At 58.4% G+C, this 25,429-nt stretch carries 23 protein-coding genes; 19 read left to right on the top strand and 4 right to left on the bottom strand.

Annotated elements, in window-relative coordinates; all coding sequences use genetic code 11:
- The first annotated feature begins 3 nt into the window (after positions 1 to 3).
- The 3 genes from ACFFSY_RS11465 to ACFFSY_RS11455 all read left to right on the top strand — a co-directional run bounded on the left by ACFFSY_RS11465 (position 4) and on the right by ACFFSY_RS11455 (position 4,612).
- Positions 4 to 2,148: a CBM96 family carbohydrate-binding protein gene (locus ACFFSY_RS11465; RefSeq protein WP_377493932.1), complete on the top strand. Its 2,145-nt coding sequence runs from the start codon at positions 4 to 6 to the stop codon at positions 2,146 to 2,148.
- A gap of 266 nt (positions 2,149 to 2,414) precedes the next feature.
- Positions 2,415 to 3,521, top strand: a complete 1,107-nt coding sequence (locus ACFFSY_RS11460; RefSeq protein ID WP_377493930.1) for a glycosyltransferase family protein — start codon at positions 2,415 to 2,417, stop codon at positions 3,519 to 3,521.
- Positions 3,522 to 3,547: 26 nt separating this feature from the next.
- On the top strand, positions 3,548 to 4,612 hold the full coding sequence (locus tag ACFFSY_RS11455; RefSeq protein ID WP_377493928.1) for a glycosyltransferase WbsX family protein: 1,065 nt from the start codon (positions 3,548 to 3,550) through the stop codon (positions 4,610 to 4,612).
- Positions 4,613 to 4,702: 90 nt separating this feature from the next.
- On the opposite strand, the gene ACFFSY_RS11450 is transcribed toward ACFFSY_RS11455, so the two are convergent.
- Complete coding sequence (locus ACFFSY_RS11450; RefSeq protein WP_377493926.1) at positions 4,703 to 5,128, bottom strand: autotransporter outer membrane beta-barrel domain-containing protein; 426 nt, start codon at positions 5,126 to 5,128, stop codon at positions 4,703 to 4,705.
- A gap of 124 nt (positions 5,129 to 5,252) precedes the next feature.
- On the opposite strand from ACFFSY_RS11450, the gene ACFFSY_RS11445 reads away from it, so the two are divergent.
- The 11 genes from ACFFSY_RS11445 (at position 5,253) to ACFFSY_RS11395 (ending at position 16,526) form a co-directional block, all read left to right on the top strand.
- On the top strand, positions 5,253 to 5,786 hold the full coding sequence (locus tag ACFFSY_RS11445; RefSeq protein ID WP_377493924.1) for a GNAT family N-acetyltransferase: 534 nt from the start codon (positions 5,253 to 5,255) through the stop codon (positions 5,784 to 5,786).
- On the top strand, positions 5,787 to 7,112 hold the full coding sequence (locus ACFFSY_RS11440) for an ankyrin repeat domain-containing protein (protein ID WP_377493922.1): 1,326 nt from the start codon (positions 5,787 to 5,789) through the stop codon (positions 7,110 to 7,112). It begins immediately after the preceding gene.
- Positions 7,113 to 7,407: 295 nt separating this feature from the next.
- Positions 7,408 to 8,316, top strand: a complete 909-nt coding sequence (locus ACFFSY_RS11435; protein ID WP_377493920.1) for a DMT family transporter — start codon at positions 7,408 to 7,410, stop codon at positions 8,314 to 8,316.
- 88 nt (positions 8,317 to 8,404) lie between these two features.
- Positions 8,405 to 9,625 carry an MFS transporter gene (locus ACFFSY_RS11430; protein WP_377493918.1) on the top strand — a complete coding sequence of 407 codons (1,221 nt, stop codon included), beginning with the start codon at positions 8,405 to 8,407 and terminating at the stop codon, positions 9,623 to 9,625.
- A gap of 67 nt (positions 9,626 to 9,692) precedes the next feature.
- Positions 9,693 to 10,280, top strand: a complete 588-nt coding sequence (locus tag ACFFSY_RS11425) for an eCIS core domain-containing protein (protein WP_377493916.1) — start codon at positions 9,693 to 9,695, stop codon at positions 10,278 to 10,280.
- Between the two features lie 90 nt (positions 10,281 to 10,370).
- Positions 10,371 to 10,763, top strand: a complete 393-nt coding sequence (crcB, locus tag ACFFSY_RS11420) for a fluoride efflux transporter CrcB (RefSeq protein WP_377493914.1) — start codon at positions 10,371 to 10,373, stop codon at positions 10,761 to 10,763.
- On the top strand, positions 10,760 to 11,116 hold the full coding sequence (gene crcB / locus ACFFSY_RS11415) for a fluoride efflux transporter CrcB (protein WP_377493912.1): 357 nt from the start codon (positions 10,760 to 10,762) through the stop codon (positions 11,114 to 11,116). The genes crcB (ACFFSY_RS11420) and crcB (ACFFSY_RS11415) overlap by 4 nt, the downstream gene beginning before the upstream one ends.
- 95 nt (positions 11,117 to 11,211) lie before the next feature.
- Positions 11,212 to 11,487: a YuzF family protein gene (locus ACFFSY_RS11410; RefSeq protein WP_377493910.1), complete on the top strand. Its 276-nt coding sequence runs from the start codon at positions 11,212 to 11,214 to the stop codon at positions 11,485 to 11,487.
- A gap of 619 nt (positions 11,488 to 12,106) precedes the next feature.
- Positions 12,107 to 14,011, top strand: coding sequence for a DUF2334 domain-containing protein (locus ACFFSY_RS11405; protein ID WP_377493908.1), 1,905 nt, complete (start codon positions 12,107 to 12,109; stop codon positions 14,009 to 14,011).
- 50 nt (positions 14,012 to 14,061) lie between these two features.
- Positions 14,062 to 15,312, top strand: coding sequence for a glycosyltransferase family 2 protein (locus tag ACFFSY_RS11400; RefSeq protein WP_377493906.1), 1,251 nt, complete (start codon positions 14,062 to 14,064; stop codon positions 15,310 to 15,312).
- 29 nt (positions 15,313 to 15,341) lie between these two features.
- Complete coding sequence (locus tag ACFFSY_RS11395) at positions 15,342 to 16,526, top strand: cyclic nucleotide-binding domain-containing protein (RefSeq protein ID WP_377493904.1); 1,185 nt, start codon at positions 15,342 to 15,344, stop codon at positions 16,524 to 16,526.
- A 98-nt stretch (positions 16,527 to 16,624) separates the two neighbouring features.
- Here ACFFSY_RS11395 and ACFFSY_RS11390 read toward each other — a convergent pair whose 3' ends face one another.
- On the bottom strand, positions 16,625 to 17,578 hold the full coding sequence (locus ACFFSY_RS11390) for an EamA family transporter (RefSeq protein ID WP_377493902.1): 954 nt from the start codon (positions 17,576 to 17,578) through the stop codon (positions 16,625 to 16,627).
- Positions 17,579 to 18,050: 472 nt separating this feature from the next.
- On the opposite strand from ACFFSY_RS11390, the gene ACFFSY_RS11385 reads away from it, so the two are divergent.
- The 3 genes from ACFFSY_RS11385 (at position 18,051) to ACFFSY_RS11375 (ending at position 21,850) form a co-directional block, all read left to right on the top strand.
- Positions 18,051 to 18,437: a hypothetical protein gene (locus ACFFSY_RS11385; protein ID WP_377493900.1), complete on the top strand. Its 387-nt coding sequence runs from the start codon at positions 18,051 to 18,053 to the stop codon at positions 18,435 to 18,437.
- A 16-nt stretch (positions 18,438 to 18,453) separates the two neighbouring features.
- The gene (secD, locus tag ACFFSY_RS11380; RefSeq protein WP_377493898.1) at positions 18,454 to 20,628 is read left to right on the top strand and encodes a protein translocase subunit SecD; all 2,175 of its coding nucleotides are present in this window, start codon (positions 18,454 to 18,456) and stop codon (positions 20,626 to 20,628) included.
- Between the two features lie 133 nt (positions 20,629 to 20,761).
- Positions 20,762 to 21,850, top strand: coding sequence for a threonine aldolase family protein (locus ACFFSY_RS11375; RefSeq protein WP_377493896.1), 1,089 nt, complete (start codon positions 20,762 to 20,764; stop codon positions 21,848 to 21,850).
- 561 nt (positions 21,851 to 22,411) lie between these two features.
- Here the strand turns inward: ACFFSY_RS11375 and ACFFSY_RS11370 are convergent.
- Together ACFFSY_RS11370 and ACFFSY_RS11365 are read right to left on the bottom strand one after the other, a co-directional pair.
- A complete protein-coding gene (locus ACFFSY_RS11370) occupies positions 22,412 to 22,729 on the bottom strand; it encodes a thioredoxin family protein (protein WP_377493895.1) in 318 nt (105 codons plus the stop codon).
- Positions 22,701 to 23,108, bottom strand: coding sequence for a MerR family transcriptional regulator (locus ACFFSY_RS11365; protein WP_377493893.1), 408 nt, complete (start codon positions 23,106 to 23,108; stop codon positions 22,701 to 22,703). Before ACFFSY_RS11365 ends, ACFFSY_RS11370 begins: the two co-directional genes overlap by 29 nt.
- 154 nt (positions 23,109 to 23,262) lie before the next feature.
- On the opposite strand from ACFFSY_RS11365, the gene ACFFSY_RS11360 reads away from it, so the two are divergent.
- Together ACFFSY_RS11360 and ACFFSY_RS11355 are read left to right on the top strand one after the other, a co-directional pair.
- Positions 23,263 to 23,811 carry an RNA polymerase sigma factor gene (locus ACFFSY_RS11360; protein ID WP_377493891.1) on the top strand — a complete coding sequence of 183 codons (549 nt, stop codon included), beginning with the start codon at positions 23,263 to 23,265 and terminating at the stop codon, positions 23,809 to 23,811.
- Complete coding sequence (locus ACFFSY_RS11355) at positions 23,798 to 24,967, top strand: hypothetical protein (RefSeq protein ID WP_377493889.1); 1,170 nt, start codon at positions 23,798 to 23,800, stop codon at positions 24,965 to 24,967. Before ACFFSY_RS11360 ends, ACFFSY_RS11355 begins: the two co-directional genes overlap by 14 nt.
- Positions 24,968 to 25,429 lie beyond the last annotated feature (462 nt).

The following is a 25,429-nucleotide window of genomic DNA, read 5'->3' as shown; positions in this document are numbered from 1 at the left end:
TTTATGAAGAAAAGGATCCAAGTCGCGCTGGCAGCGCTGCTGCTCGCATCGCCGCTGGCCGCCGAGGCAGCCTGGTCGCCGCAGCCGGCGTCAGCCGCAGGGACGACGTATTACGTCGATTCGGCCGCGGGCAGCGACAGTAACGCGGGCACGAGCGAAGGGGCGGCGTGGAAGACGCTCGCCAAGGTGAACGGCACGACGTTCGGCCCCGGTGACCGAATCTTGTTCAAATCCGGCGGCTCGTGGACCGGCCAGCTGTGGCCGAAGGGCTCGGGCGCGGCAGGCAGTCCGATCGTCATCGACAAGTACGGCGCCGGCGCGAAGCCGAGCATTAATGGCGGCGGTTCGAGCTTCACGCAGACCGTATCCGGTTCAACAACGACGTATAACTCTGGCACGGTCTTCCTCAAAAATCAGGAGTATTGGGAAATCAACAACCTTGACGTGAGCAACGACGAGAACTTGAGCGCGGACAACAACACATCCACGGCGCTGCGGGCGGGCGTCTACTTCACGATCGATGCCAACGCGAGCGACCGCGTGTACAACCATATCTATGTCCGCAATGTCGACGTCCACGACGTGGATGGCTATAACAATCCGTCCGCGAAGGCGAACGGCGGCATTATCGGCACGATCGTCGGCACGTACGACAAAGCGCAGGCGACCGTCGCGCGCTTCAACGACATCCGCATCGAGAACAACACGATCCGCAAAGTCGACCGCTCCGGCATCCGGCTGACCGACCATAGCCTATATTTGAGCGACGACTCCTTCAGCACGACGTCGGCGCTGAAATACGGCAATTGGGATACGAACGTGTATGTCGGGGGCAATACCTTGACCAGCATCGGCGGCGACGGCATCGTCGTGCGCTGCGCGGACGGCGCGCTCGTCGAGCGCAACACGGTGTCGAACTTCGGCACGCTCGTCACGACGGCGATCGCGGGCATCTGGAATACGGTCGCCCAGAACAACGTGTTCCAATACAACGAGGTATACGGCGGTCCGGCAAGCAATCAGGACGGCATGGCGTACGACTTCGATTTGTATCTGAAGAACACGACGTTCCAGTACAATTACTCCCACGATAATCCGCAAGGCTTCCTGCTGCTAATGGGCAGCAACGAGGGCGACGTGTTCCGCTACAACATTAGCGAGAACGACGGCTATTTCATCAAGTGGGTCAGCTCCAAAGAAAAAACGCCGGCCCTCCTCTACAACAACATTTACTACTACGACGGCGCCAAGGCCAAAATGACCGCGGACGACGCGTTCCCGGCCGCCGCGGGGCTTCGCCTGTACAACAACGTCTTCTACAACCATAACGCGAGCGCGCCGACCAATTGGGGCACCGTGAACTGGGCGGACGCGGCGGTGTTCGGCAACAACGCCTTCTATGAAGCGGGCGGCGTGCATCCGTCCACGGAACCGGCGGACACGGGCAAAATCACGTCCAATCCGTCGTTCGTAAGCGGGGGCACGGGCGGCAACGGCTTCGGGACGCTCGCCGGCTACAAGCTGAACGCGAACTCGCCGCTGATCAATCAAGGTCTTGCGATGGCCAATAACGGCGGCAAAGATTTCTGGGGCAACCCGCTCTACGTCGGCTCGGCCGATATCGGCGCGCACGAGACGAGCGTGGCGCAGACGGGTCAGACGTTCGCGCCGTCCGCGGACGCTTTCGTCCGCAACGGCTCCTACGCGGCGGTCAATTACGGCGCCGACCCGAACCTGATGGTCAAATCGGACGCCTCGGGTTATGCGCGCAAAGCTTACTTGAAATTCGATTTCTCCGCATTCACGGGTACGACCGTCACCTCGGCCAAGCTGCGTCTCTACGTTAACGCGGTCAATGCCGATGCAGTGCGCACGTTGAAGGCGTACAGCACCGACGAGAGCTGGACCGAATCGGCGATTACGTGGAACAATGCCCCGGCCGGCACGACGGCTGGCGCCTCCGTCAATATCGCGGGCGCGGCGGGCGTGTGGGTCGAGATCGACGTGACCGCTCTCGCGAACGCGAACATGAACGACAAGCAAGTGTCGATCCTGTTGATCAACGAAGGCGCGGCGAGCAGCAAAGGCGACGTGCAGTTTAACGCAAGAGAAGCGTCCGCCGCCCAGCCGCAGCTGGTCATTTCTTAGAGACGGCCCGAAGTCGTCCGATACGTGCCGGGGCTTCTACGCGGCGGCGGCGGAGGCCGACTAGATACGCGTCGGGCTTCAACAAACCTGTCTTCTTCTTGCACGCAAGCACGACCTCCGGTATCGCGCCCGCCCGCGAGCCGGAGGTTTTGCGTTTCCGATGCGGGCGAACCGCCCGTTTTGCCAGTGGTTGGACACCTGACAGGTGGCAGGTGCCAGTTCGGCTCATACAATATCCGGAGGATTAGGGTCAGGAGGAAAACATCGTGAAGACGCCTAAGCGCAAACTCCGAAAGAAGAGTCCTGCGGCCAAGATTAACCCGTTGTCCGAAAAGGTGATCCAACGAATCGCAGTCCGCGTCTTGAAGGATATTCGTCGGTCGTCCGCACCTTCCGCGGGAGCGCCGCCGTCCGCTGCGCGCACGCGTCTCCCCCAACGGGAAGTTAAGTATATCCATCTGCACGAAGCCGCTAATGTTCAACAGAAGAAAGTAATGGCTGTTAGTTTCCTGTCGGATCCGTCCGCTTGGCGGCTGGAACAAGCGATTGTCGATAACCTTCGTCTACTAGCGAGAGAGGCGGATGTATACAAGCCATACCACGATTTATCCTCTCTAGCGCAGCAGCTCGAGCCCGACCTGGTGCTTATTCTCGCGGACCGGCAGCCGATTCCGGCCGATTGTCTCGACGAGCTCTCCCGATTGTCGGTCAAGAAGGCGATTTGGCTGTCCGACAGTCTAGAGGCTTATTCGGATGCGAGCAGCCTGAAGCCGATTTTTCAGGTTGTATTTACGCAGCAAATGGCCCGTATTTCGGGATATTTGCGCGCCGGCTGCGAACAGGTGCACCATTTGCCCTTCTCTGCCGATCGCGCCATATATTATCCAACGCCGCGCCGCGAATCGTACGTTTGCGATCTGCTGCTCGTCGGCGAACCGGACGCGGCGTGCGCGGAGGCGATCCGGACGCTGCGAAGCGAGCGTGGTCTAACCGTGTGGGGCCTGGGGGAGCATGGCGATTATGCGGACCGCTCGATCGAGGCTTGCGCGGATGCGCAGACCCCGGCGGATTATTATAACGGCGCGGGCATGGTCGTCAATTTCTCGCACGTATCCCGGCAGGCGTTCGAGATCGCCGCATGCGGATCGTTCCAGCTGCTGCCGTCTCAGTCGGGCGTGCTGGACTATCTGACGCCGGGCCAAGAGGTGGTGACCTTCCGGTCCGCCGGCGACCTGAGCGAGAAGGTAGCCTATTATTTGGACCAAGTCGAGCAGGTACGGATGATCTCGAGCAAGGCGCTGTGGGGAAGCACCTACCGTTATTCTTTCCTGCAGATCGCCGCGAAGCTGCTGCATGTCGTCTTTCAGACGTAGAGCGCATGCAAGAGGAGGTGCGAGGCGTGAAGATCATCGCGTTTTTGTTGCCCCAATTTCACCGCATTCCCGAGAACGACCGATGGTGGGGAGAAGGCTTCACGGAGTGGACGAACACCCGCAAAGCGACCGCGCTGTACCCCGGGCACATGCAGCCGAAGGAGCCTTTAGACGAATACTATTATGATCTGACCGATCCAACGACGCGAAGCTGGCAGGCGGAGCTGGCCCAAGCCTACGGGATCTACGGTTTCTGTTACTATCATTATTGGTTCGGCGGCAAGCGGCTGCTTGAGAAGCCGTTCGAGGAGGTGCTGCGGCTGGGCGAACCGGGGATCCCGTTCTGCCTCTCCTGGGCGAATGAGCCGTGGACGCGCAAATGGGACGGTGGGGAGCAACACGTGCTCATGCCGCAATGGTACGGCGGAGAGCCGGAGTGGAAGGCGCATTTTCGCGAGCTGCTTCCGGCCTTCCGGGATGAGCGGTATATTCGCATCGAGGGTAAACCGGTGTTCGTTCTTTACCGTCCGGGCAGCATCCCGCATTGCGAGGAGATGATTGCCTGCTGGAATGAGTTGGCCAGGGGGAGCGGGCTGCCAGGCGTATATTTCATCCGGACGCTCGGCGGATTCCCGGTGCCAAGACAGTCGGGCTTCGACGCGAGTCTTGAGTTCGAGCCGCATTATACGTTCGCGAACAATACCGCGCCTAGGCTGTGGAGCGAGTTGAAGCTGCCGAAGGGCGAACATTTGGTGCTGGATTACGATCAAATTTGGGAGGCGATATTATCCCGTTCCCCGCGCCGGATGGGAGGCCAAGTATTCCCTGGCGCCTTCGTCAATTGGGACAACACGCCGCGGCTGGGACTTCGGGGACAGAGCTGCATCGGCGCGGCGCCCGATAAATTCAGCTGGTATTTGGCCAAACAGATCGAACGCGCGGCCGGCTTGTACGGGAGCGAATATCTGTTTCTTAACGCGTGGAACGAATGGGCGGAGGGCGCTTATTTAGAACCGGACAGGCGCGACGGTTATGCCTATCTGAAGGCCGTGAAGCGCGCGCTCATTCGAACCGGTTATTGGAAAGGCTAACTGTTTCGCGTGCAAGAAAAATGGCTTGGCGCGACTCGGCTTGCAAGATATGCCTGACGCGCATTTCGCCTGCGTGCGGCGAGCCGCCGCTTACGCGCGCTGAATACCGATGTTGACCGTGCCTCCCGTCGTGTCGATGAACAGCACATAGTTAAATCCGTCGGTGCCCTTCAGCACGAGCCCGGGCATATTCGCGACGTTCGTCGCGTAGTAGCGGACTTGCTGTAGTGTCGCCGCGCCCGACGGCACCAGAGCTTGAGCGCTTGCAACGACGCGGTTCACGGTGCTCAGCGTGTCGCCGGCGCCCAGATTGCCTGCCACGCTTTGGCTGCCGTTCACTTGCAGACTGCCTTGTATCGTCTGGCTGCCGTTCACTTGAATATCGCTTTGAACGGTGAGGTCCGCGTTGATCTGCATGTTGTTGTTTACCGTCGCATTACCCACAACATGCACTGCGTTTTGCACGGTAAGGCTATTCATAACGAATACGTCATCAAAGACTACCAATTCGATCATTCCTCTCCAATAGTTTGCTATAGTATATGTAGCCAATCTATTATTCTCTCACCTGCACCCGTCTATCTAGTAACCCATTTTGCGGAAGACAAGACCGCTATAGCTCATGACTGGAGGAAGACAAATGATGCAACCGGAAATTCGTTTGGCCGCCGCGCGGGATGCGGCGGATTTGGCGCGTCTCAACGACGCGTTCAACGGCGTAGTCCGATCACCCGAGGACGTTCGGGCACAGCTCGGTCGCGGAAGAGGAGAGGTAGTTGCCGTCGCAGTGCTGGATGCGCGTGTCGTCGGCTTCGCGTGCGCGCAGGTCGCGGAGTCGTTCTGTTATCCGCAGCCGCACGGCGAGATCACGGAGTTGTACGTGGAGGAGGAGTCGCGCCGGATCGGCGCGGCATCTGCCCTTATCGGGTTCCTGGAGCAGGTGCTTGAAGAGCGCGGCGTGTCGGACGTTCGAGTGCTGACGGGCAGCGATAACGGCCCCGCCATTGCCGCCTATATGCGGGCAGGCTACGCGCCGGACGACGAGCTTCTCCTGACCAAACAAATCGGCCAGCCGCGCCGGATCGGCTATACGATTTTCGAACCGATCGGCGAGGTTGGCGTGAATCAAGAGCCAGGAGCAGCCGAACAAGACAAGGAGAGAGGGGACGACTAAATGGCTTATGGCAAGCGGATAGCGATTAGGGGTACATACCTCGATGCCGCGCTTCTGAACAAGGGAGGTTTGGGCGCCTTGGCGACCAAAGGGATGCTGGTGATGGCCTTGTTGCTTGCTCTTATGCCCTTGATGGCGGAGAACGCTGAGGCCGCTAATAGCGTACAGGCTTCGCCGGCGCTTTATATCGACGGTCAGAAAACCGCGTTCAAGACGATGACCGTCGCAGGAAGAAGCGAGAATATGATCGGGCTTCGCCCTGCCGCAGACGCGCTGAAGCTTGCGCTGGCGTGGTCGGCCGCAGGCAAGGAATGGACGCTTACGGGTGGGAAGCAGCCGATTCGGGTGAAATTGAATGCGAAGACGGCCTACGTGGGAGATAAGGCAACGACGCTCGCTGTCCCGCTGCGGCAAGAGAAGAGCACGGTTTATATCTCGCTTCGTTTCGTGATCGAGGCAAGCGGCGGGGAGATGCAGTATTACAAGGACGATGGGATCCAAGTCATCTGGGCGCTTTCCCATCCACAGGACAAGCTTAACCGGTCCATGATGGATGGGGATGCCGAGGCCGTGAAGCTGGCGCTTCGGGACTGGAAGGCGGCAACGCTGCCGATGGGCGTGGACGGCTTGAGGCCGTATATGTTCGCGGCCGCAAGTCTTCCGGTAACGAAAGTGTTGATTGAAGCTGGTTTTCCCGTCGATTACCGGGAGGATCCATATGCTGACGTTATCATGCCCGGGGCGGGCTATACGCTGCTCCATGAAGCGGCAGGGTACGGCCAGCCGGAGGTCGTCCGGTATTTGCTTGATCAGGGCGCGGACCCTATGCTTGCTTCCACGCTGTGGATGGATGAGGAAGGCTGGAAGCCGATCGATCATGCTATACATGGACTGATCTATTCTCCAATCCTATTGCAGTTGAGCGGGCAGAGCTATAATGAAGGCATTATGCAAGATTACTTGGATACGATTCAACTGTTACGACCTTACAGCGGGCTGCAGATTTACTTCAAAGATCGTAAGGGAGATATTCTGGCAACCGGAGCGGATTTGAAGCCGGAAGTTGAATCTGCCTCCGCTCCCGAAGCAACGGATAAGCTGAAGATTGCGTTTAAGGATCCTGAGAAACTGGAGCGCATAACGGCAGATAATCTTGGATCGACTATCATGATTTTCATCAACGACATAGAGATCGGCTTCGTGAAGGTGCCGAAGGCCATGACGGACGGGACCCTGTCATTCGTTCCCAAGGATAACTTACAGGAGCAAGTCTCGGGCGTGGCCGCCATGCTCCGGCTGGCACTCGACGGCAGCGATGATAACTAGTTAGATCTTCCTTGCTGCCAGAATCCCAGCAGTCCTCTCGCCCGCTTGATCCCCTGCGCTTCGAGGAGTGCAGGGTTATCGCGCGTTTCCCGGTACATATATTCGTAAGAGAGCCATGCATAATGCTGCAGCGCGAGTAGTTCCGCCAGTTGGCCGACCGGATCGCGGTCCGCGATCTCGTCGTGATCGCTTACTTACATCGAGCGGCGTCACCGTTCGCGGCTATGCGCTGTAAACGGTTGAGCTTGCGGGTGTTTGCGCCATTTCATACGACATCATTGGAGGACAACTAGCTATGCAAGCGCAAGACTCGAAAGTTTGGTCCACCAATCCATTCGTCCTCATGCCGATCCTGCTGCTGATGTGGGGCTCGGTGGCCGCCGTCAGCAAGCTGCTGCTCGGCCGGCTGGACAGTTATCAACTGTTGTTCTATATGTACGGGATTGGGGCGACCGTCTTCGCGGCCTTCGTCCTGATCGGGGGCGGCTTGTCCGCGATGCGAAGATGGACAGCCGAAGCCTGGTTGATTTTGGCGGCGTGTGGACTCTTCTCCTTCCTGTACGACTTTCTGTATTTCAAAGCACTCGAGCGCATCCCCGCGGTCGAAGCGTCCATGCTGAATTACTTGTTCCCGATCTTCATCGTGCTGCTTGCGCTGCCCATGAACAGGGAGAAGCCGACCGGCGGCACCGTGATCGCTGTGCTGATGGGACTTGCGGGTACATGGCTGCTCATGACCGGGGGCAATCCTGCCCAGCTCCACTTCACTGACTTGGCCGGCGATCTATATGCGATCGGGGCGGCGATTAGCTGGGGCGTGTTTACGAATTTGCTCAAATGGAACAAGCAGGACGCGGCGCTAAGCATCTTTGCCATCGCTTGCTTCGCGCTGCTCCTCTCCGTATGCGCGTTGGTCACGAACTCCGGGTTCGCTTGGCCGGAGAAAGCAGACTTCTACGGCGCGTTATGGCTCGCCATGAGCAACGTCGTGCTTGGCTTCATCCTGTATGCTCGCGCGCTCCGGCATTCGCCGGCGACGCTGATCGCGAACTTCACCTTCTTTACGCCTGTCGTGACGCTGTTGTTTATTTTCTTGCTGCTCGGTGAACCCCTTACGATAACCGACGGCCTGGCCGCGCTCCTTATTTTGCTCAGCGTGCCGGCAGGTCGCCTGCGGTTTATTTCCCGGAGAAGGAGCGATTAATAGGATGTCGACCACCCGATTAAGTCTGCCGTAATCTTCCTTATGTTGGCGAGATATCCTTAGCATAGAGGAGGAGTGCGCGAGCGTAATGAGACTGAACCGGAATTACTATTTGTTGTTAGCCGCGGAAGCGGCGGTGAACTTGGCCGACGTGCTGTTCACGCTCACGCTGATCGTGCTCGTGAACGAGGCGACGGGTTCGGCCTTCGTGACAGGGCTGGTGCCAATCGTACGGGTAGCCGCCCTGTTCATGAGCGGCATGATCGCGCCGATCGTGCTGCGGCGGTCCCCCTTGCGCAAGGTGCTGCTCGGCAGCATGGCGGGCGAAATCTTGTTCCTGCTGCTCATCGCAGCGTTTTATGAGGCTTTCGCGGAGAGGATGGGGATTGCCGCGCTTCTTGCATTGCTATTCGGCTTCGCATTCTTCAAGGGCTGGTCGCAGCCGGCGAAGGATGCCATACTTCCGCGCTTGGTTCCCGAAGCGATGCTCGTCCGAGCGAACGGACTGATGTCCACGACCGACCAGACGGTCATGATGGCCGGATGGGCGCTTGGCGGGATCGTCATCGCCTGGATCGGCTGGTCCGGTAGCTTCTGGGCCGCGCTGGCCATTATGGGGACGGCATGGGCAGCCGCATGGTGCGTCCGGTTCGAGGAGGCGGAGCCGGCGGGCGAGGCGCAAGGGCAGGAGGTCTCCAATTGGAGCGCGATGAAATCCGGCTGGAAGACGATTTGGGATCGTCCGATTTTGCGCGTGGTAACGACGATGGATGTGATCGAGAGCATCGCCAATGGCGTCTGGGTCGCGGCGATCATGGTGATCTACGTCGAGGAGGTGCTCGGCCAAGGCGCGGACTGGTTCGGCTTCATGAACGCCGCTTACTTCGCGGGCACGATATCGGGCGGGCTGCTTGTCATGCTGTTCGCAAGAAGGATCGAAGGCAGGCTGATCCCTGCCATGATCGCGGGCTCGCTGGCAATCTCGGCGATGACCGTATTATTCGCGCTCACCTCGTCGTCGCCCGTCGCGCTGCTGCTGTGTCTGCTCATGGGGCCGGCGTTCCAGATGCGGGATATCGCGCAGCGGACTATTTTTCAGACGCGCGTAGGGGCTGCCGAGCTGGCGAGAGTCTACGCCGCGCAGGGGACGCTGCTCTCGGTCACCTTCGGCGTATCGGTTATGGTCATGGGGCTGATCGCAGATTGGTTTGGCGTTCGTACGACCTATTTGACGGCTGGCGGGTTGTTCTTGCTGTCGGGCATGCTGGCGCTTCGACTGCGCCGCACGCTGCCGGCCGAACAAGCGTAGGCGTAAGCGACAAAGTTCCCGCCTCCCATCTTGCGTTTAATGCTATAATGAGGAAAAGATCACGCGTATGAATAACGCAATCGGGATGACAAAGGAGCCGACGGACTTGCATCAGTACACGAATAAAGGCGGAGAGCGGCAGCCATCCGCGACATCGACGTCACGGAATCAATCGTCCGCGCAGCAAACGCGGAATACAGGCGTCCCCGCATCCGCGGGAACGATTGCGCAGCTGCAGCGAACGGTTGGCAATCAGATCGCGATGCAGCTGATGCAGTCGGGGCGCATCGGAGGCGGGGGCTCGCGGCCGGTACTGCAGGCGAAGGGAGATCGCACCGGACTGGGGGAAACCTTAAAGGCGGGCATCGAGAATTTGAGCGGGATCCCGATGGACGACGTGCGGGTGCATCGGAATTCTACGAAGCCGCAGCAATTGGGCGCGCTCGCGTACGCGCAAGGGACGGATATTCACGTCGGGCCGGGTCAAGAGAAACATCTTCCGCATGAAGCTTGGCACCTCGTGCAGCAGAAGCAAGGACGCGTGAAGCCGACGGCCGAGATCGGCGGCAAGGCGATCAACGACGAGGAGTCGCTGGAGAGCGAGGCGGACAAGATGGGCAGCCGCGCCGCGCAATTCAAGCTGGATCCGTCATAAGGGAACCGTCATAATCTGGTTTGGCTCCTCTTCCGCCGTTATGGCGGGGGAGGAGTTTATTATTTTGGACAAAGGAAGCGAGAGAGGAACATGAATGTCATTGCGCTGGCGATCGGCGGCTTCGCGGGCACGCTGTTTCGATATTGGCTGAGTGAGGTGATTCCGCCACTGGGGAGCGGCTTCCCGCTCGGTATTCTGATCATCAACTTGCTCGGCTGCTTCGCGCTTGGATTATTATTCACGGCAACGCCGGGGAGATGGCGCATCCCGCCGCAGGTGCGGCTTGGTCTAGGGACGGGCGTGATGGGGGCGTTCACGACCTTCTCCACGTTCTCCGTCCAATCGGCGGCTCTGCTCCGAAGCGGGCATGCGGCCACGGCGGGTCTCTATATCGCGCTCAGTGTCGGCGGCGGTCTGGCCCTCGCCTTCGCTGGCGTGCGATTGGGCCGCGGGCTGCGGACGCAAGGGGAGGGCGCGCCATGATTTGGCTCATCGGGCTAAGTGGGGTCGCAGGGACGCTCACGCGGTTCTATGCGGGCAAGTGGATCAATTCCCGGATGTCTTCTTCCTTTCCATGGGGGACGTGGGCGATCAATTTGTCGGGCTCCTTGCTGCTCGGTATTTTGTTCGGCCTGCATGATGCAGGCCGTCTGGCAGAGGGCGTCTGGCTGGCGGTCGGGACGGGTTTCTGCGGGGCGTATACGACGTTCTCGACATTCGGGTACGAGACGGTGCAGCTGGTTACGGGCGGTCAACCGGGCCGGGCGGCGCTGTACGTGGTAACTTCCGTAGTGCTCGGTCTTGCGGCGGCTGGACTGGGACTGGCGTGCTTTTAGCCTAAGGCAGCGGCAGGGCGGCAGGCGCCTATACCTCGTCGTGGGCGGCGGCATACGATACGGTGTGCCGTTCAAACCATTGGAGGAGTGAGTCTGTGAACCCTTACGGAATGCCGTCGCAACCTTACCATCAAGGCGGGCAGTCGCCATCGCTGCCGTTGTTTAATGGGCCGGTTACGGTCAACCCGGTCGACCCGTTCGTCGTCGAGACGCTGCAAGGCTGCATGGGCCATTACGTCGTCATCGAGACCACGCGCGGCCGAATTGAAGGCATCGTGCAAAGCTGCAAGCCGGACCACGTTGCGCTGCGAGTGCGGAACAATACATTTTTCGTGCGGATTGCCGAGATCGTCTGGATTATGCCGGACTGATGCTAGGTTCGCGAGGATGGATTGCGCATGCTCCTTGGTACGGGCATGCGTTTTTTAGTTGGATGATAGCGACACCCAGGCCGCAAACGCCGCGTCCTCGTCTCGTCCTGATAGCGACACCCAGGTCGCTATCGCCGCGTCCCCGCCTCGTCTCGTCCTGATAGCGACACCCAGGTCGCTAACGCCGTGTCCCCGCCTCGTTTCGTCCTGATAGCGACACCCAGGTCGCTAACGCCGCGTCCCCGCCTTGTCTCGTCCTGATAGCGACACCCAGGTCGCTAACGCCGCGCCCCTGCCTCGTTTCGTCCTGATAGCGACACCTAGGTCGCTATTGAGGCGTCTCTGTCTGACGTTGCCTCTCCATTCCCATTCTCGAAATCTCACATTGCTTGTGCCCCATGTCTCTCTCCGCAGTAACGCTTATTCTCCCAATCACTCATTTGGGATTATTTATATTAAAATGTCGAACGAAGTCGAGACATAGGTCTCGAGATTTAGTGAAAATTAAGGCCTAAAACCCAAATACGCCCTATTCGCCGCGTGGGAAATGTTTTATACTAACTCTCGTCAGCTGGGCGGGAGCAAGCATCTCGGCTCATGCGGCATAGGAGGGTTAACCTTGGTTCGAGTACTTCGCAAAATGAAAATACTGTTCTACCCGGTCGCGCTGCTCGCGGCGGTCGCCATCGCCTACTATGCGTATGACAGGTCGGGTACGAACGCATATCCGAATTCAGACAAGCACCACGCCATGCTTCGGCTGGAAGACATCGAGCCGGGGGGCGAATACGGGACGAAGGAAGGACTCGGCAAGCTCAGGGCGGTGCTGGACGAGCTGGATGGGTTGAATATTCCGTTCCATATGGCGGTCATTCCAAGATCGATCCACCTCGAAGAGGACGGCAGGTGGATAGAGCGGGGGATCGACGATCCTGAGCCGGACGTGCTGACGGGGCAGTTCATCCGCTTGCTGCAGAACGCGCAGAAGCGCGGCGCCGTGCTCGGCATGCACGGCTACACGCATCAATATGGGCGCGAGGCTCGCGCGGACGACAATCATATCACCGGCATCGCGCGCGAGTTCAAGGTGCCGGGCGCGGATGAGACATTCGAGCCGGCGTATGCCGCCGAACGGATCGAGCGCAGTTTGGCCGCGTTCCGTCAAGCCGGGCTCACCCCCGCTTTTTGGGAGTCGCCCCACTACAAGGACACCCGCGAGCAGGAAGCCACCTTCCGCTCCTACATGGGCATTTTGTATGAGCCCGACCTTTATTCGATACGGACGTTTCGGGATCTCAACGTATACGAGAGTCTAAATACATACGGCGGCGTGACGAACGGCTCGGTTTACGTGCCGGCGCCGCTCGGCTACTTGACCGATGACGCATCGGTTGATCGTCTGCTGGACAAGGCCGACGGATATGACGGGCTGGCCTCCTTTTATTTCCACCCGTTTCTGGAATTCAAGCATTTGGAGGCCGTCAAGGATGGACAAGGCCAGCCCGTGTTGCGCGACGGGCTGCCCGTCTATCGCTACCGCAGCAACGAGAAGACGCTGCTCCATCGTCTCACAGCCGGACTCTCCGGCCAAGGCTACCGGTTCATCCGGCTGTACGACGCGGTGCCGTTCTCGCCCGCGAACCGGTACGTGGCGCTTGATGCGATAGGTCCGCCGCTGATCGGGGATGTCGCCGGAGACGGGCTGGCCGATGTCGTTACGGTGCGAAAGTCGCGCATCGAGATTAGCGAGGGGGCGTTCGGATGGCCGCGCAATCAGCTGCAGCATCAGGCGGCGACGTGGCTGACGCGGGACTACAATCCTGACGAACAATTGCTCCTAACAGACGTCAACGATGATGGGCGGTCGGAGCTTATGATCTATGATCAAGCGACAGGCCTCCTGCAGACGGCGGGTTATGCCGCAGGCGGGACGGCTTATCTGACGCCGCTTGGCAAGCTTCCAGCCGGCTTGACGCAGCTGCAAGACTGCGCGGACGGATGCCCGGGCGGCGGCAAGTGGATCGCGGTCCGAGCCGAAGATCGCCGCGTGATCGCGATCTCGCGCGTAGGCGACGAGCTGGCCTGGATGGATACGGGGGCGACCGTTCCGGTGGATGCGCGCGTCGCGAGCGCCCGTCTCAATGACGATCGGCAGGACGATCTCCTCTTCATACCTAACGATAGGGCAGAGCCGATCGGAATCCGTCTGACAAGCGGCGGCACGCTCGCGCCATCCGCGTCGTTAAGCTTGAAGCTGAAGGGGGATTCGAACGTGCTGATTGCCGACGCTAATGGCGATGGGAGGGACGATCTTATCGTGCACGACCCGGGAGCTGGGATCTGGCAGGTCTACGCGGGGCAAGGCGACGGATCGTTCCGCCAGTTGGACAATGCGTTCGGGCCATGGGCTGCCGGCAAGGGGATCGTGCCGATCGCGGCCGACTTTGACGGCAACGGCAAGGAAGACATCGCGGCTTTCGATGAAGCGAAAGGCGTGATGGATGTCGCGCTATCTTTTCAATAGTAATCTTCGCAAGCTAACCACTTACACCATGGGGAAGGGACAAAAGTACGATGCACGCCATTCAATTCGGCTTTAACCTCGTTTGTATAATCATCCAAGCGCTTATTTGCTTTATCGGCGTCTATCAATCGCTGCTCAGCTTTGCGGGATTCCGCGCGAAGAAGGAGACGCCGGCACGAGCGCCGGAGAAGTCGTTCGCCGTCGTCGTCGCCGCGCACAACGAGGAGCAGGTGATCGCGCCGCTGCTCGACAATTTGAAGAACCTGGACTATCCGAAGGAACGATACGATATTTTCGTCATCTGCGACAACTGCACGGACCGGACGGCGGATATCGTCCGCCAACACGGGTTGACGCCGATGGAACGCTGCGACTTGGCGAACAAGGGCAAGGGACATGCCATCGAGTGGCTGTTGGCCAAGCTGTGGGCAGGCGATAAGCAGTACGACGCGGTCGTCGTCTTCGATGCGGATAATCTCGTCAGCCTCAATTATTTGGCCGAGATGAACGAGAAGCTGCTGCAGGGCAAGCGAGTCATTCAAGGCTATGTCGAGACGAAGAACCCCTATGATTCATGGGTTTCGATCTCGTATGCGATTACCTATTGGTACATTAACCGGATGTGGCAGCTGGCGAGGTACAACCTGGGCATGGCCAACACGCTGGCCGGCACCGGCATGTGCTTCGAGTCCGCGCTGCTGAAGGAGATGGGCTGGAACGCTCACTCGCTGACAGAGGATGTCGAGTTCACCGCCCGCTGCGTCGAGCGGGGCATCGCGCCGTCATGGGCGAACAACGCCATCGTGTACGACGAGAAGCCGATTACGATGATGAGCTCGCTTAGGCAGCGGCTGCGCTGGATGCGGGGCCACTTCGACTGCGCGAGACGGTTCACGTGGCCGCTGCTCAAGAGCGCGATCCGTCACCGGAGCTTCGCCAAATTCGATGCGGTGCTCTATCTGTTCCAGCCGTTCCGCTTCCTCTTCCTGGCCAGCATCTCGGTCATGCTGTATCTTCAAGTCGCGACGCCGCTGTTCGAGCAGCTCGGCATTCAACAGCTTGCGCCCGACTGGGTCTGGTGGAGCATCCATATCGCGATCTTCCTGCAGACGCCGCTCGTGCTGTTCATCGAGAAGAAGCCTTGGAAGGCGTACCTGGGTATCCCGGTCTATCCGATTTTCCAGCTGACGTGGTTGCCGCTGACGTTCATCGCCTTCTTCACGAGCCGGAACAAGTCATGGAATCATACGGTGCATACGCGCGCGCTTCGCATCGAAGACCTAAGCGTGCCGAAGTCGTGAGAAGAAGCGCGGAAAGGAGCGGGAATGAGTTGGACATTCAAGCCAGTGGTATTGGAGAAGTATTACGCGCGCACTCGCTAATGGCGCATTTGACCGAGGAAGAGCTGGCGCGTGTGACGGCATCGGCGCAATGGCTTAACGTCGAAGCGGGGGAAGTGTTAATCCGCGAAGGAGACACGGATCGAACGGTGATCATCCTCGTCGGCGGCGGTGCGGAGGTGCTTAAGCGTAATGCGGAGACTGGCGAGAATTATACGATCGTCCGGCTCGAGCCGGGAGCGAGCGCCGGGGAGATGGCCCTGCTGGCGGATGCGGAAGGCGCCCGGTCGGCGACGATTCGGACATGCGAACCGTCTGCTGTAATCCGCATCGATTTTGAGCTGATTTGGCAGCATAATGCGAACGACGCTATGCATGTCAAGCTGTTGAGCAACATTTCGCGGGATCTGTCCGCCAAGCTGAACGCGACGAATCAGGTGACGGTAGCGTCCATCCGCAAGGAATTGGCGGCGAGCAAGGCGCAGATTGCCATGGGGATGTTTACGGTGAATATCCTGTTTCTGCTGGCGATCTACACGCTCTCGTTCCGGACGCTGATGGACTTGGTCATTCAGTGGGGATCGAACTGGATCTCGATCGGTATCCTGGCCATCATGGCGACCGCGATGTATGTGCTCATCCGGCGCAGCGGCTATCCGTTAGCTATGTTCGGACTAACGCTGGCTAATTGGCGGAAGGTGCTGGGTGAATCGTTCCTGCTGACGATTCCGCTGCTCGCGGGGATCGCGGGTCTCAAGTGGGTCGTGCTGCTGCTGCATCCGGAGATTGACGATACGGTGTTCAGCATCGTGCGGCAGGTGGCGGGCGGCGGATTTGACCAGACGATGCTTATTTATGGGTTGGCTTACGCGTTATTTTGTCCAATTCAAGAATTTATATCGCGCAGCGGCATTCAGTCCGCCCTGCAGAACTTTTTGCCCCCGTCGAACAAGCGCGTATGGCTTGCGATCCTTCTCTCCAACTTGTTGTTCGCCATGGCGCATGCGCATCTCAATTTGACGTTCGCGCTTCTCACGCTGTTCCCGGGCTTCTATTGGGGTTGGATGTATGCCCGGCAAAATTCGCTCCTTGGCGCCTCGTTCTCGCATATTCTGGTCGGTGTATGGATTTTCTTCGTCGTTGGCATTGATAAAATATGGTGGGCCTTATTCTAAACCGGTACACATCAAAAGAACCTCCCGGACGCATTCAGGCGCCGGGAGGTTCTTCTCGTTACATTAGAGTATGATGGCGGGACGCATGATGCGCGATCTTAAGAAGAAAGGACGCTTCCAGAGCCCGATTGTTTCCTGAGTTTATACAGTTCGGGCAGCGCCACGCCGATCAGAACCAGCACGACCCCAGTCCATTGCAGCGGGCTGACGTACTCGTGGAGCACGATCGACGAGAGTGCCACCGCGACCGGCAGCTCGGATGCGCCGAGAATGCTCGACATGCTCTCGCCGATATGCGGCACGCCTACGGCGAACAGGAGCGGCGGGATGAAGGCGCCGAACAGGCCGAGCATGAAGCCGATCAGCAGCAGGTCGCCCCAGATGACGCCGTTGAACAGGAATGCCGGCGGGAACAGGATGAATACGAGCGTCAGACCGCCAGTCAGCATCCACGCGCTGCGATAGACCGGATTCGCGGCTGGAACCGCCTTGCCGCTGAACAGAATGAACATCGAGTAGCTGACCGCGGCCAACAGGCCGAACATGATGCCGAGCATATTGAATTTCGATGCGCCTTGTTCCAGAATGCCGGCTGCCAGCAGCGTGCCGCCGAACAGAACGGCCAGTGTCAGCACCATGATACCGTTCGGGCGTTTGCGCTGGCTAATCGCCTGTATCAGTACGCCAATCCATGTGATCTGGAACAACAGAATAATGGCGAGCGACGCCGGGATGTAGCGAAGCGAGTGGTAGTAGACAAGACCCGTAATCGCGGTCGGCGTGCCGGCCGCCATGAGGATCAGGCGATGCTTCCAAGTGAGCTTCTGCTCTTGGCTTGCAATTGCGGCCGCGGCAGCAGGATTCGCTTTGGCCAGACGGCCTTGGCGGTATTTCGTCCAGAGCGCAAGGGCCCAGGAGAGCAGGAAGCCAGTCAACAGCTGGCTGCCGACGACTTCGCCGAGATCATATCCTTTGCCGTACGCAGTCACGACTATGGTCGAAAGGATGCCGTAACTGACGGCTCCGAGAAAGACGGATAATAAGTACTTCATGTTGTGTATAGACCTCCTTGATTTCCTTACTCAAATTCCAGCCAACAAAAAAATCCTAACTCCGATCGTCAGCGGGATCATCGTCAGGATAATCGGCTGGCGTCGTAGTTAGGAAGTTAAGGCTCCCCGTAGAAACCCTCGCCCTTGCCTGAATAGGCATTTTGCGAGGTTATACGATCGTAAGTATTCGATTGCGGATGCGTGCGCGCTGCACCGGGATAAATATTACATGACGGGTTAGATCGTGTCAATAGACGAATGTTGGGAAGTTAGGCAACCTATCGCGCGCCCCGTTGACCGATTGATCGCGGGATCTCATGATGATTCCCCCCTGGGGAAGCGGCGAAAAAATGAAACCAACCTTTAATTCGTCCGTATACAAGCGGATTCTATCACATTTCGGCAGACTTGCAGCTGCATGCAAGCCTGCTTTTTTATGCGAGACACTCGCCAAGGAAGGGGGACGACAAGAATGGTGCACGCCATCAGGCGCAAAGCCGCGCCTAACACATGGATCGCGTTCATGCTGATCGGGATGCTCTCGCTGCTGCTCGCACCCGCGCTGACGGGTCAGCCGCATAAAGTAGAATTAGGCGGGGCGCGAATCAGCGCCGAGCAAGGCGTACACGCCGCAGGGACGGGCAAGCCTGCGAATGAGCCCAAAGTCGTCCCTCTTGCGCTTGGCGGGTTAGGAGCAGCCGCTTGGATGGGGCGATTCCGAAGGGATCTCGCCAAGCATGGTCGTGTCGGCAGCGACGCCATCGCCATTCTCTTGCGTCACCGGTTGCTTGCGCCGATCCAAATGACGAGCGTGTATGTAGACAATCCTTCGTTATTTTGCGCTGCAAGAAGCCAATAACGAAGGGATGTTAACGATGAGAGGAAGAAGAATAGCAGGCTTTCTGCTGACGGCGCTTATTACGCTGGCCGTCGTGTTCACGACAAGCCCGACGATTTTAAGCGGTATCAAATTAGGCTTGGATCTTAAAGGCGGCTTCGAGATCTTGTATGAGGCGCAGCCGATCGAAGAAGGCGGCACGATCACGAAGGAAGCGCTGCAGCAGACCGCCAAAAGCTTGGCCAAACGTGCCGATTCCTTCGGCGTGACGGAGCCGGAGGTGACGACCGAGGGCACGAACCGCATCCGCGCGCGCATCGCGGGCGTTCAGGATGAGGCGACCGTCCGCGAGATGATGAAGAAGCCGGCGGAGCTGACCTTCCGCGGGCCGGACGGCAAGAAGGAACTGCTCGGCAACGATTTCGTCGAAGGCGCCGCGGAAGTGGCCATGGATGAGATGAACCAGCCGATGATCCTCATCGAGGTGAAGGATAAGGAGAAGCTGCGCGAGGTGTCGCAGCGGCTGCTGGGGCAAGAGCTGTCGATCTATCTAGACGAGGAGATGCTGTCCAATCCGGTCGTACGGGACGTGCTCGGCAACGGCAGCGCCACCATTAGCGGCAATTATACGATGACTGAAGCCAAGGAGCTCGCGGACATCATCAATATGGGCGCGCTGCCGCTGAAGCTGACCGAGAAGTATACGCAGTCCGTCGGTGCGAGCCTGGGGCAGAAGTCGCTTGAGCAGACGCTGCTGGCCGGCGTAATCGCCACGATATTCATTTTGCTGTTCATGTTGTTTGTGTACCGCGTGCCAGGCTTCATTGCTTGTATCACGCTGATCATTTATAACTGGGGTTTGCTCGTCCTGTATTATTGGATGCAGGCGACGCTGACGCTCCCGGGCATCGCGGCATTCGTGCTCGGCGTCGGCATGGCGGTCGATGCGAATATCATCACGGCCGAGCGGATCCGCGAAGAGATGCGCACCGGCAAGAGCTTGCTGTCGGCGATGAAGGCGGGCTCGAAGAGCTCGTTCCGCACGATTCTCGACGCGAACGTCACGACGATCGTCGCCGCGGGCGTGCTGTATTTCGTCGGCACTGGCGCAATCCAAGGCTTCGCGCTGACGCTCATTCTCAGCAACATTCTGAGCATGGCCACTAACGTCTATTTGTCGAGGTTCCTGCTGAAGCTGTTCATTGGCACGGGCTGGTTGAGCGAGAGCAAGCACTACGGCGTCAAGCCATCGGATATCCAGAAGCTCTCGGACAAGACGGGCTATGAGGACGGCTATTATAAAATTTTCAATTTCACCAAGCTCCGTAATCTGTTCTTCGCGATTTCGGGCGCCATCACCATCGTGGGACTCGTGTTCGTGCTGCTGTTCAACTTCAATTACGGCGTTGATTTCAAAGCGGGGACGAGCCTCGATATGGTTGTCGGCAAGAGCGTGAGCAAAGAGGACGCGGAAGCGTTATTCGAGCAAGCAGGCGTTACACCCGAGTCGCTGACGGTCGGCGGCGAGGGAGGCGAGCGCGTTACCGCTCGGTTCGACCGGGTGCTCGATTCCGACAAAGGCGAAGTGAACGCGATCAAAGCGCTGTTCGAGGAGAAGTACGGCGAGGAAGTCTCCATCGAGGAGAACACCGTCGATCCGGGCATCGCGCGGGAGCTGGCGGTGAAGGCGATCTATGCGATTTTGTTCGCGAGCATCGGCATTATCATTCTGATCAGCATCCGCTTCGAATGGCGGTTCGCGCTGGCGGGCATCGTCGCGCTGTTCCACGATGTATTCGTCGTCGTCAGCATCTTCTCGATCTTCCGGCTCGAGGTCAACCTGACGTTCATCGCTGCGATTTTGACGATTATCGGCTATTCGATCAACGATACGATCGTCATCTTCGACCGGATTCGAGAGAACCTTCGTTTTGCCAAAATCCGCACATTCGAGGATATGGCGCGGCTCGTCAACGTGAGTGTCTCGCAGACGCTGACGCGTTCGATCAATACCGGTTTGACGGTGCTTGTGGCTTCATTCATCCTGCTCTTGTTCGGCAGCAAGTCCATCGCGTTGTTCTCGATGGCGATGACGCTCGGACTTGCCGTAGGCATGTATTCTTCGATCTTCATCGCGGCCCAGGTATGGCTGCTCTTGAAGAAGAAGACGATCGGCCAACGGCCGGCAGAGGAGAGCAAGCCGCAAGACTAAGGCGACGCCACGCATTGGCGAATCTAGCAGGAGAGGCCTTCCATCCCTATGGAAGGCCTCTTTCGCGTCTTATGCGTGCTATACTAGATTTGTCCCTCGCTCTAGCAGCCCGGACAGAAGGGAGAATTATTTGATGTACCAACAAAACACGAACTCGTTAGCATCCGTCTTTCAACAAGCGGAATATAAGTTAGGCGGCCACGCACCGCGCAATGTCGATCTATTGAAGCAGGCATTCGATGGCATGGACGCGGAGACCGAGGCTGATATGTACGGACAAGGCAAGCTGATCGGAGATTTCGAACGCAAAATGGCCGATTATCTGGGCAAATCCTCGGCGGTCTTCTTCCCGAGCGGCACAATGGCCCAGCAGATCGCGCTGCGCATCTGGAGCGACCGCCAATCGTCCAAGCGCGTCGCCTACCACCCGCTGTGCCATCTCGAAATTCACGAGCAGCGCGGGTTGCATGAATTGCATGGCATCGAACCGGTGCTGCTTGCGGATGCAGATCGCCTCATTCGGCTGGACGATGTAACCGGCATGCCGGAGGACGTCGTTTGTCTCTTGCTGGAGCTGCCGCAGCGGGAGATTGGCGGGCAATTGCCGGCGTACGAAGAGCTGGAAGCCATCTCCGCCCATTGCCGGGCGCGCGGGATCAAGCTCCATCTCGACGGCGCGAGGCTGTTCGAAGTGCTGCCGTACTATCGGAAGACCGCAGCCGAGATTTGCGCGCTGTTCGACAGCGTCTACGTCTCGTTCTATAAGGGGATCGGCGGCATCGCGGGCGCGATTCTAGCTGGCGAATCCGATTTCACGGAGGAATCTGTCGTGTGGAAAAGACGGCATGGCGGCGATTTGATCAGCTTATATCCGTATATCGTCACCGCGGACTATAACTTCGATCTGCGGGTGGACAAGATGGCCCATTACTGGGCTGGCGCGGAGAAGGTTGCTCGTCTGTTCAACGCGTGCCGCCAGGTCGTCACAGTGCCTGAGGTGCCGGTCACGAACATGTTCCATGTCCATGTCGCGCTTCCGCCGGAGCAGGTAGAAGAGGCGCTCGTCACAGTCGCGCAAGCGAGCGGCGTCGGGCTCTCCAGCTATGTCCGGCCGAAGGGCGAGGGCAGCTATTTCGAGCTGAGTCTGGGAGATCGGCTCGACTTGATTCCGGAGGAGAAACTGGCCTTGGCGATCAAGCTGCTGGACGAGGCCCTCGGCTAGGCTGGGACGGAGATAGCTTCGTTTGCCAGGCAATCCGGACCAAGCAAGAAAAAAGGGCTTCCCGCGCGGGAAGCCCTTTTGTTTTTGGGATCAAGTAAAGCGTGTCCGCTGGATCGGATGAAAGCGAAGGTCGGCACGGGGCTGTATATACAGAGATCAGAGGGTGCTAACCTTCTAGTTCCTCTTGGAGGAGGGGGGACAATGCTGTCAGGTTAAGAAAAAACGTCCGGCGAAGCCGCCTATGGCCTATAATTGACATGCTTATGTCTTAGGAAGGCCTTCAAAACCCACTGAAGCTTTGTCCGCGAGGACAAAAGCGTGCCCACCTCAAGCCGACCCGCCGACCGCGAACAAACGTGGCTGCACGAAGAAGGGAGTCCAGAGGGCGAAGTCCTCTGGTTCCCCTCGGCGGAGGGGGAAGGGGCGAGGGGCAACAAAAGCGGAGTCAAAGGGGCGGAGCCCTTTTTAACCTGACAGCATTGCAGCGGAGGGGGAAGGGGGAGGGAGCAATTAAGGGTCGAGGGAGAAAAACGGTTCTCGAAGGGCGAAGCCCTTTGTTCCTCAGCTATATTTGTCCAGCGTCTGGCGGTATGCCGCTTTCGGACGCAGACCGACCAGCTTATCCATCGGGCTGCCGTCCTTGTAGACGACGACCGTCGGCATGCTCATGACGCCGGCTGCCGATGCCGCGTCGGGCAGCTCATCGCAATCGACTTTTACAATGGTCGCGGTGCCGCCTAAGTCGCGGTCCAGTTCCTCCAAGATCGGCAGCAGCACTTTGCACGGCGGGCACCACTTCGCCCCGTAATCGACGAGCACCAGCCCTTCTTGTACAATGCTATTCAGCTCTTCATGGCTCGCTGCGTTTCGGATCGTCATTCGTTCCACACTCCTCGCATGTTGTTCGGTTTTGCTCGGCGGTCAAGGCTGCCATCCGGTCGATGAGATTCGTCCGGATTTGCGTGAGCTGCACGATTTGCCGCTCGATCTCCGCAAGCTTTCGCTCGTAGACGGGCATGACCTCCGCGCAGAAGGCTTCTTTATTCTGGATGACGCAGGTGAGAAAACCAGCGATCTGCTCCGTGGTCAGTCCCAGATTCAAATAAAGCTTGATCGCCTCGACGGTTTCGACCGCAAGCGGCGAATACGTCCGATACCCGTTGGCCTGGCGGGTCGACGCGATCAGTCCTTGCTGTTCATAGTAACGGAGCGAACGGATGCTGACGCCCGTCGCTTCCGATAATTGACCGATTTTCATGTCGTCCTCCCGGGGTTATCGATGGAAAAAAGGTACATCGTCAGTATAAAGGCTAACATCAGTGTCAGGGTCAAGAGAAATTTTATTTTCCATTTTACCAAGAAAACGGGAACTTCTGCATCGCTTGCGTTGTCTAATGCATGGAGGTGAGAGGATGGAAGAGGCGCACTGGAAACATTTGAGCGCCATGAGCGATGAATTGTTCCGGGATCTGATGGAGCGATACGGGCAGGACGTGTGGAATGTGGCGTTCGTGCTGACGAGAAGCCGCGACTTGGCGGACGATATCGCGCAGGATGTGTTTCTGAGCGCATACCGCAACATTGACCGATACCGCGGCGAGTCTTCGATCAGGACTTGGCTGCTTACGATAGCGCGGAATACCGCGATCAATTATAGACGCACCGCTTTCTTCCGCAAAGTCACGCTGATGCCATGGATCGACGGCAAAGGGACGAACCCTTCGGCCGAGCGGCAGGTCATGGACCGGGCGGCGGTCACGGACATTTGGCAGGCGGTCATGAAGCTGCCGGTCAAGTTTCGCGAGGTGCTGCTGCTTCACGTCAAATACGAAATGCCGCTGAAGGAGATCGCCAAGCTGCTGGACGTCTCCGAGGGGACGGTCAAATCCCGTCTGTCGCGGGCAAGGCAGAAAGTCGCGGGCTATTGGAAGGAGGCGGGCGCGTCCTATGAACGAATTTAATGCCGATTGGGAACGGCTGTTGAAGGAGACGGAGCCTGCCGGACAACGAACGTTTACGAGCAGACACATGCTGCAAATCGAGCGGGAGGCCAAAGGGATGAAGGAGAAGCGAAGGGGGCGTCGTCAAGGAAAGGCGGCGGTTGTATGGGCTGGCGCGCTGATCCTGCTCACGCTGGTCGCGGGCGTGCTGCCCGAGGGACCTTTAACAGGGTGGCTGAGAGACGGTCAAAGCCAGACGGCTGGTCGGCCGAACGAAGAGCAGAAGTCCGATCCGAACGAAGCGAGTACGCCGCCCGGGGAGAATACGCCCGACAACGAGCATACGCCGGACAGCCAAGAGGAGACGATCGAGCCGCAGCCGCCGGCGCAAACCGAGCCGCTGACCGGCTTGCTGCGCGAGCAGCTGCCGTTCGAGATCGACCGTCAAGAGGGCGTTACCGTTTACCAGCCAGGCGGCGGAGCGAGTATCGAGCTGAACGTGACGGAGCAGTCGTATTTGATGCAGACGCTGTACGGACTGGAATTTGAGAAAGCCAAGGCGCCCGCCACAGACAAACGCGAAGACGTCTACTTCCGCGTTCGCGACGGCGGCAAAATCTATGAGATCCCTTACGAGATCGCGACCAATACGATCTTGTGGAAAGGCCAAGCGTTCTACGCGAACGAGAACACGCTGCTCATGATGCGCCGGCTGCTGAAGCCGGGTTCGACGCTGGCAGAAATTGCGGCCTTTCGGGATGAGCAGCAGCTGGCTGTGGAGCATAACGAGAACGTCGCGAACGACGGCAGCTACGACGCGGATTTGCTCAAGGTAGACGGTAAGCTCTTCGCCGAGTGGGAGCGTGACGAGGCCAAGCTGACGCCGAAAGAGGAGATCGGGTATTACGACGACATGAACGGAGAAGCAAGGAAGGTTGTCGTCTATGATGAGGGCGTGGTCGCGATGAGTCTTAGCTACTATTTCGTGGATGACCGTTATCGTACGGACAGCGGCATCGGCGTCGGGTCAACCGACGCCGAGCTGCTGGAGAAGATCGGGGAGCCGAATGCGAAGTCGTCCGTCGCCTGGAGTTACCGCTGGGGAGACAACCTGCGGGTGCATTTCTATCTGAAAGACGGTAAAGTCGCGTACATGTTCCTGACGCAGCCGATGTAAGCTTGCGAAGGCGCATAAATCCGAATGCCTCTGGGGTCTTGTAGCGCTGCGATCAGCGTGAACAAGGCCTCTTTGGGTTCAACATGGATTGAGAAGAATTACCATCCACGCCAGCCGCAAATTAAGAAAAAAAGCACCTGTCTCAGACAGCTGCTTCGGAATTATACGGCGTCCGGCTTTGATACGCCTTGATGGGATTCCTCGCGCGGATACGCGATGTCGTCAGGCTGGTCGAACGGTATCCGGTCCTCCTCATAGTACATGCCCCTCACCTCCTTGGTGCTTATTGTAGGAGGTGATCGTTAACGCTTGGTTATCGAAATGTTCGGTTCTCGTAAAGAAGGAGCGGCTGTGCGCAAGCGGAGTCGAATGAAGAATAGAGAGCAAGCCGGCTAATAAATAGAGTGGCGCGTGTTTTGGTTATTTACGACATCCTCATCAATGTTTATAATTGAGATTGTT

It is taken from the genome of Paenibacillus aurantiacus (genome assembly GCF_042431225.1).
Lineage (GTDB): Bacteria > Bacillota > Bacilli > Paenibacillales > Paenibacillaceae > Paenibacillus_Z > Paenibacillus_Z aurantiacus.
This window is presented reverse-complemented; position numbering and strand designations above follow the sequence as displayed.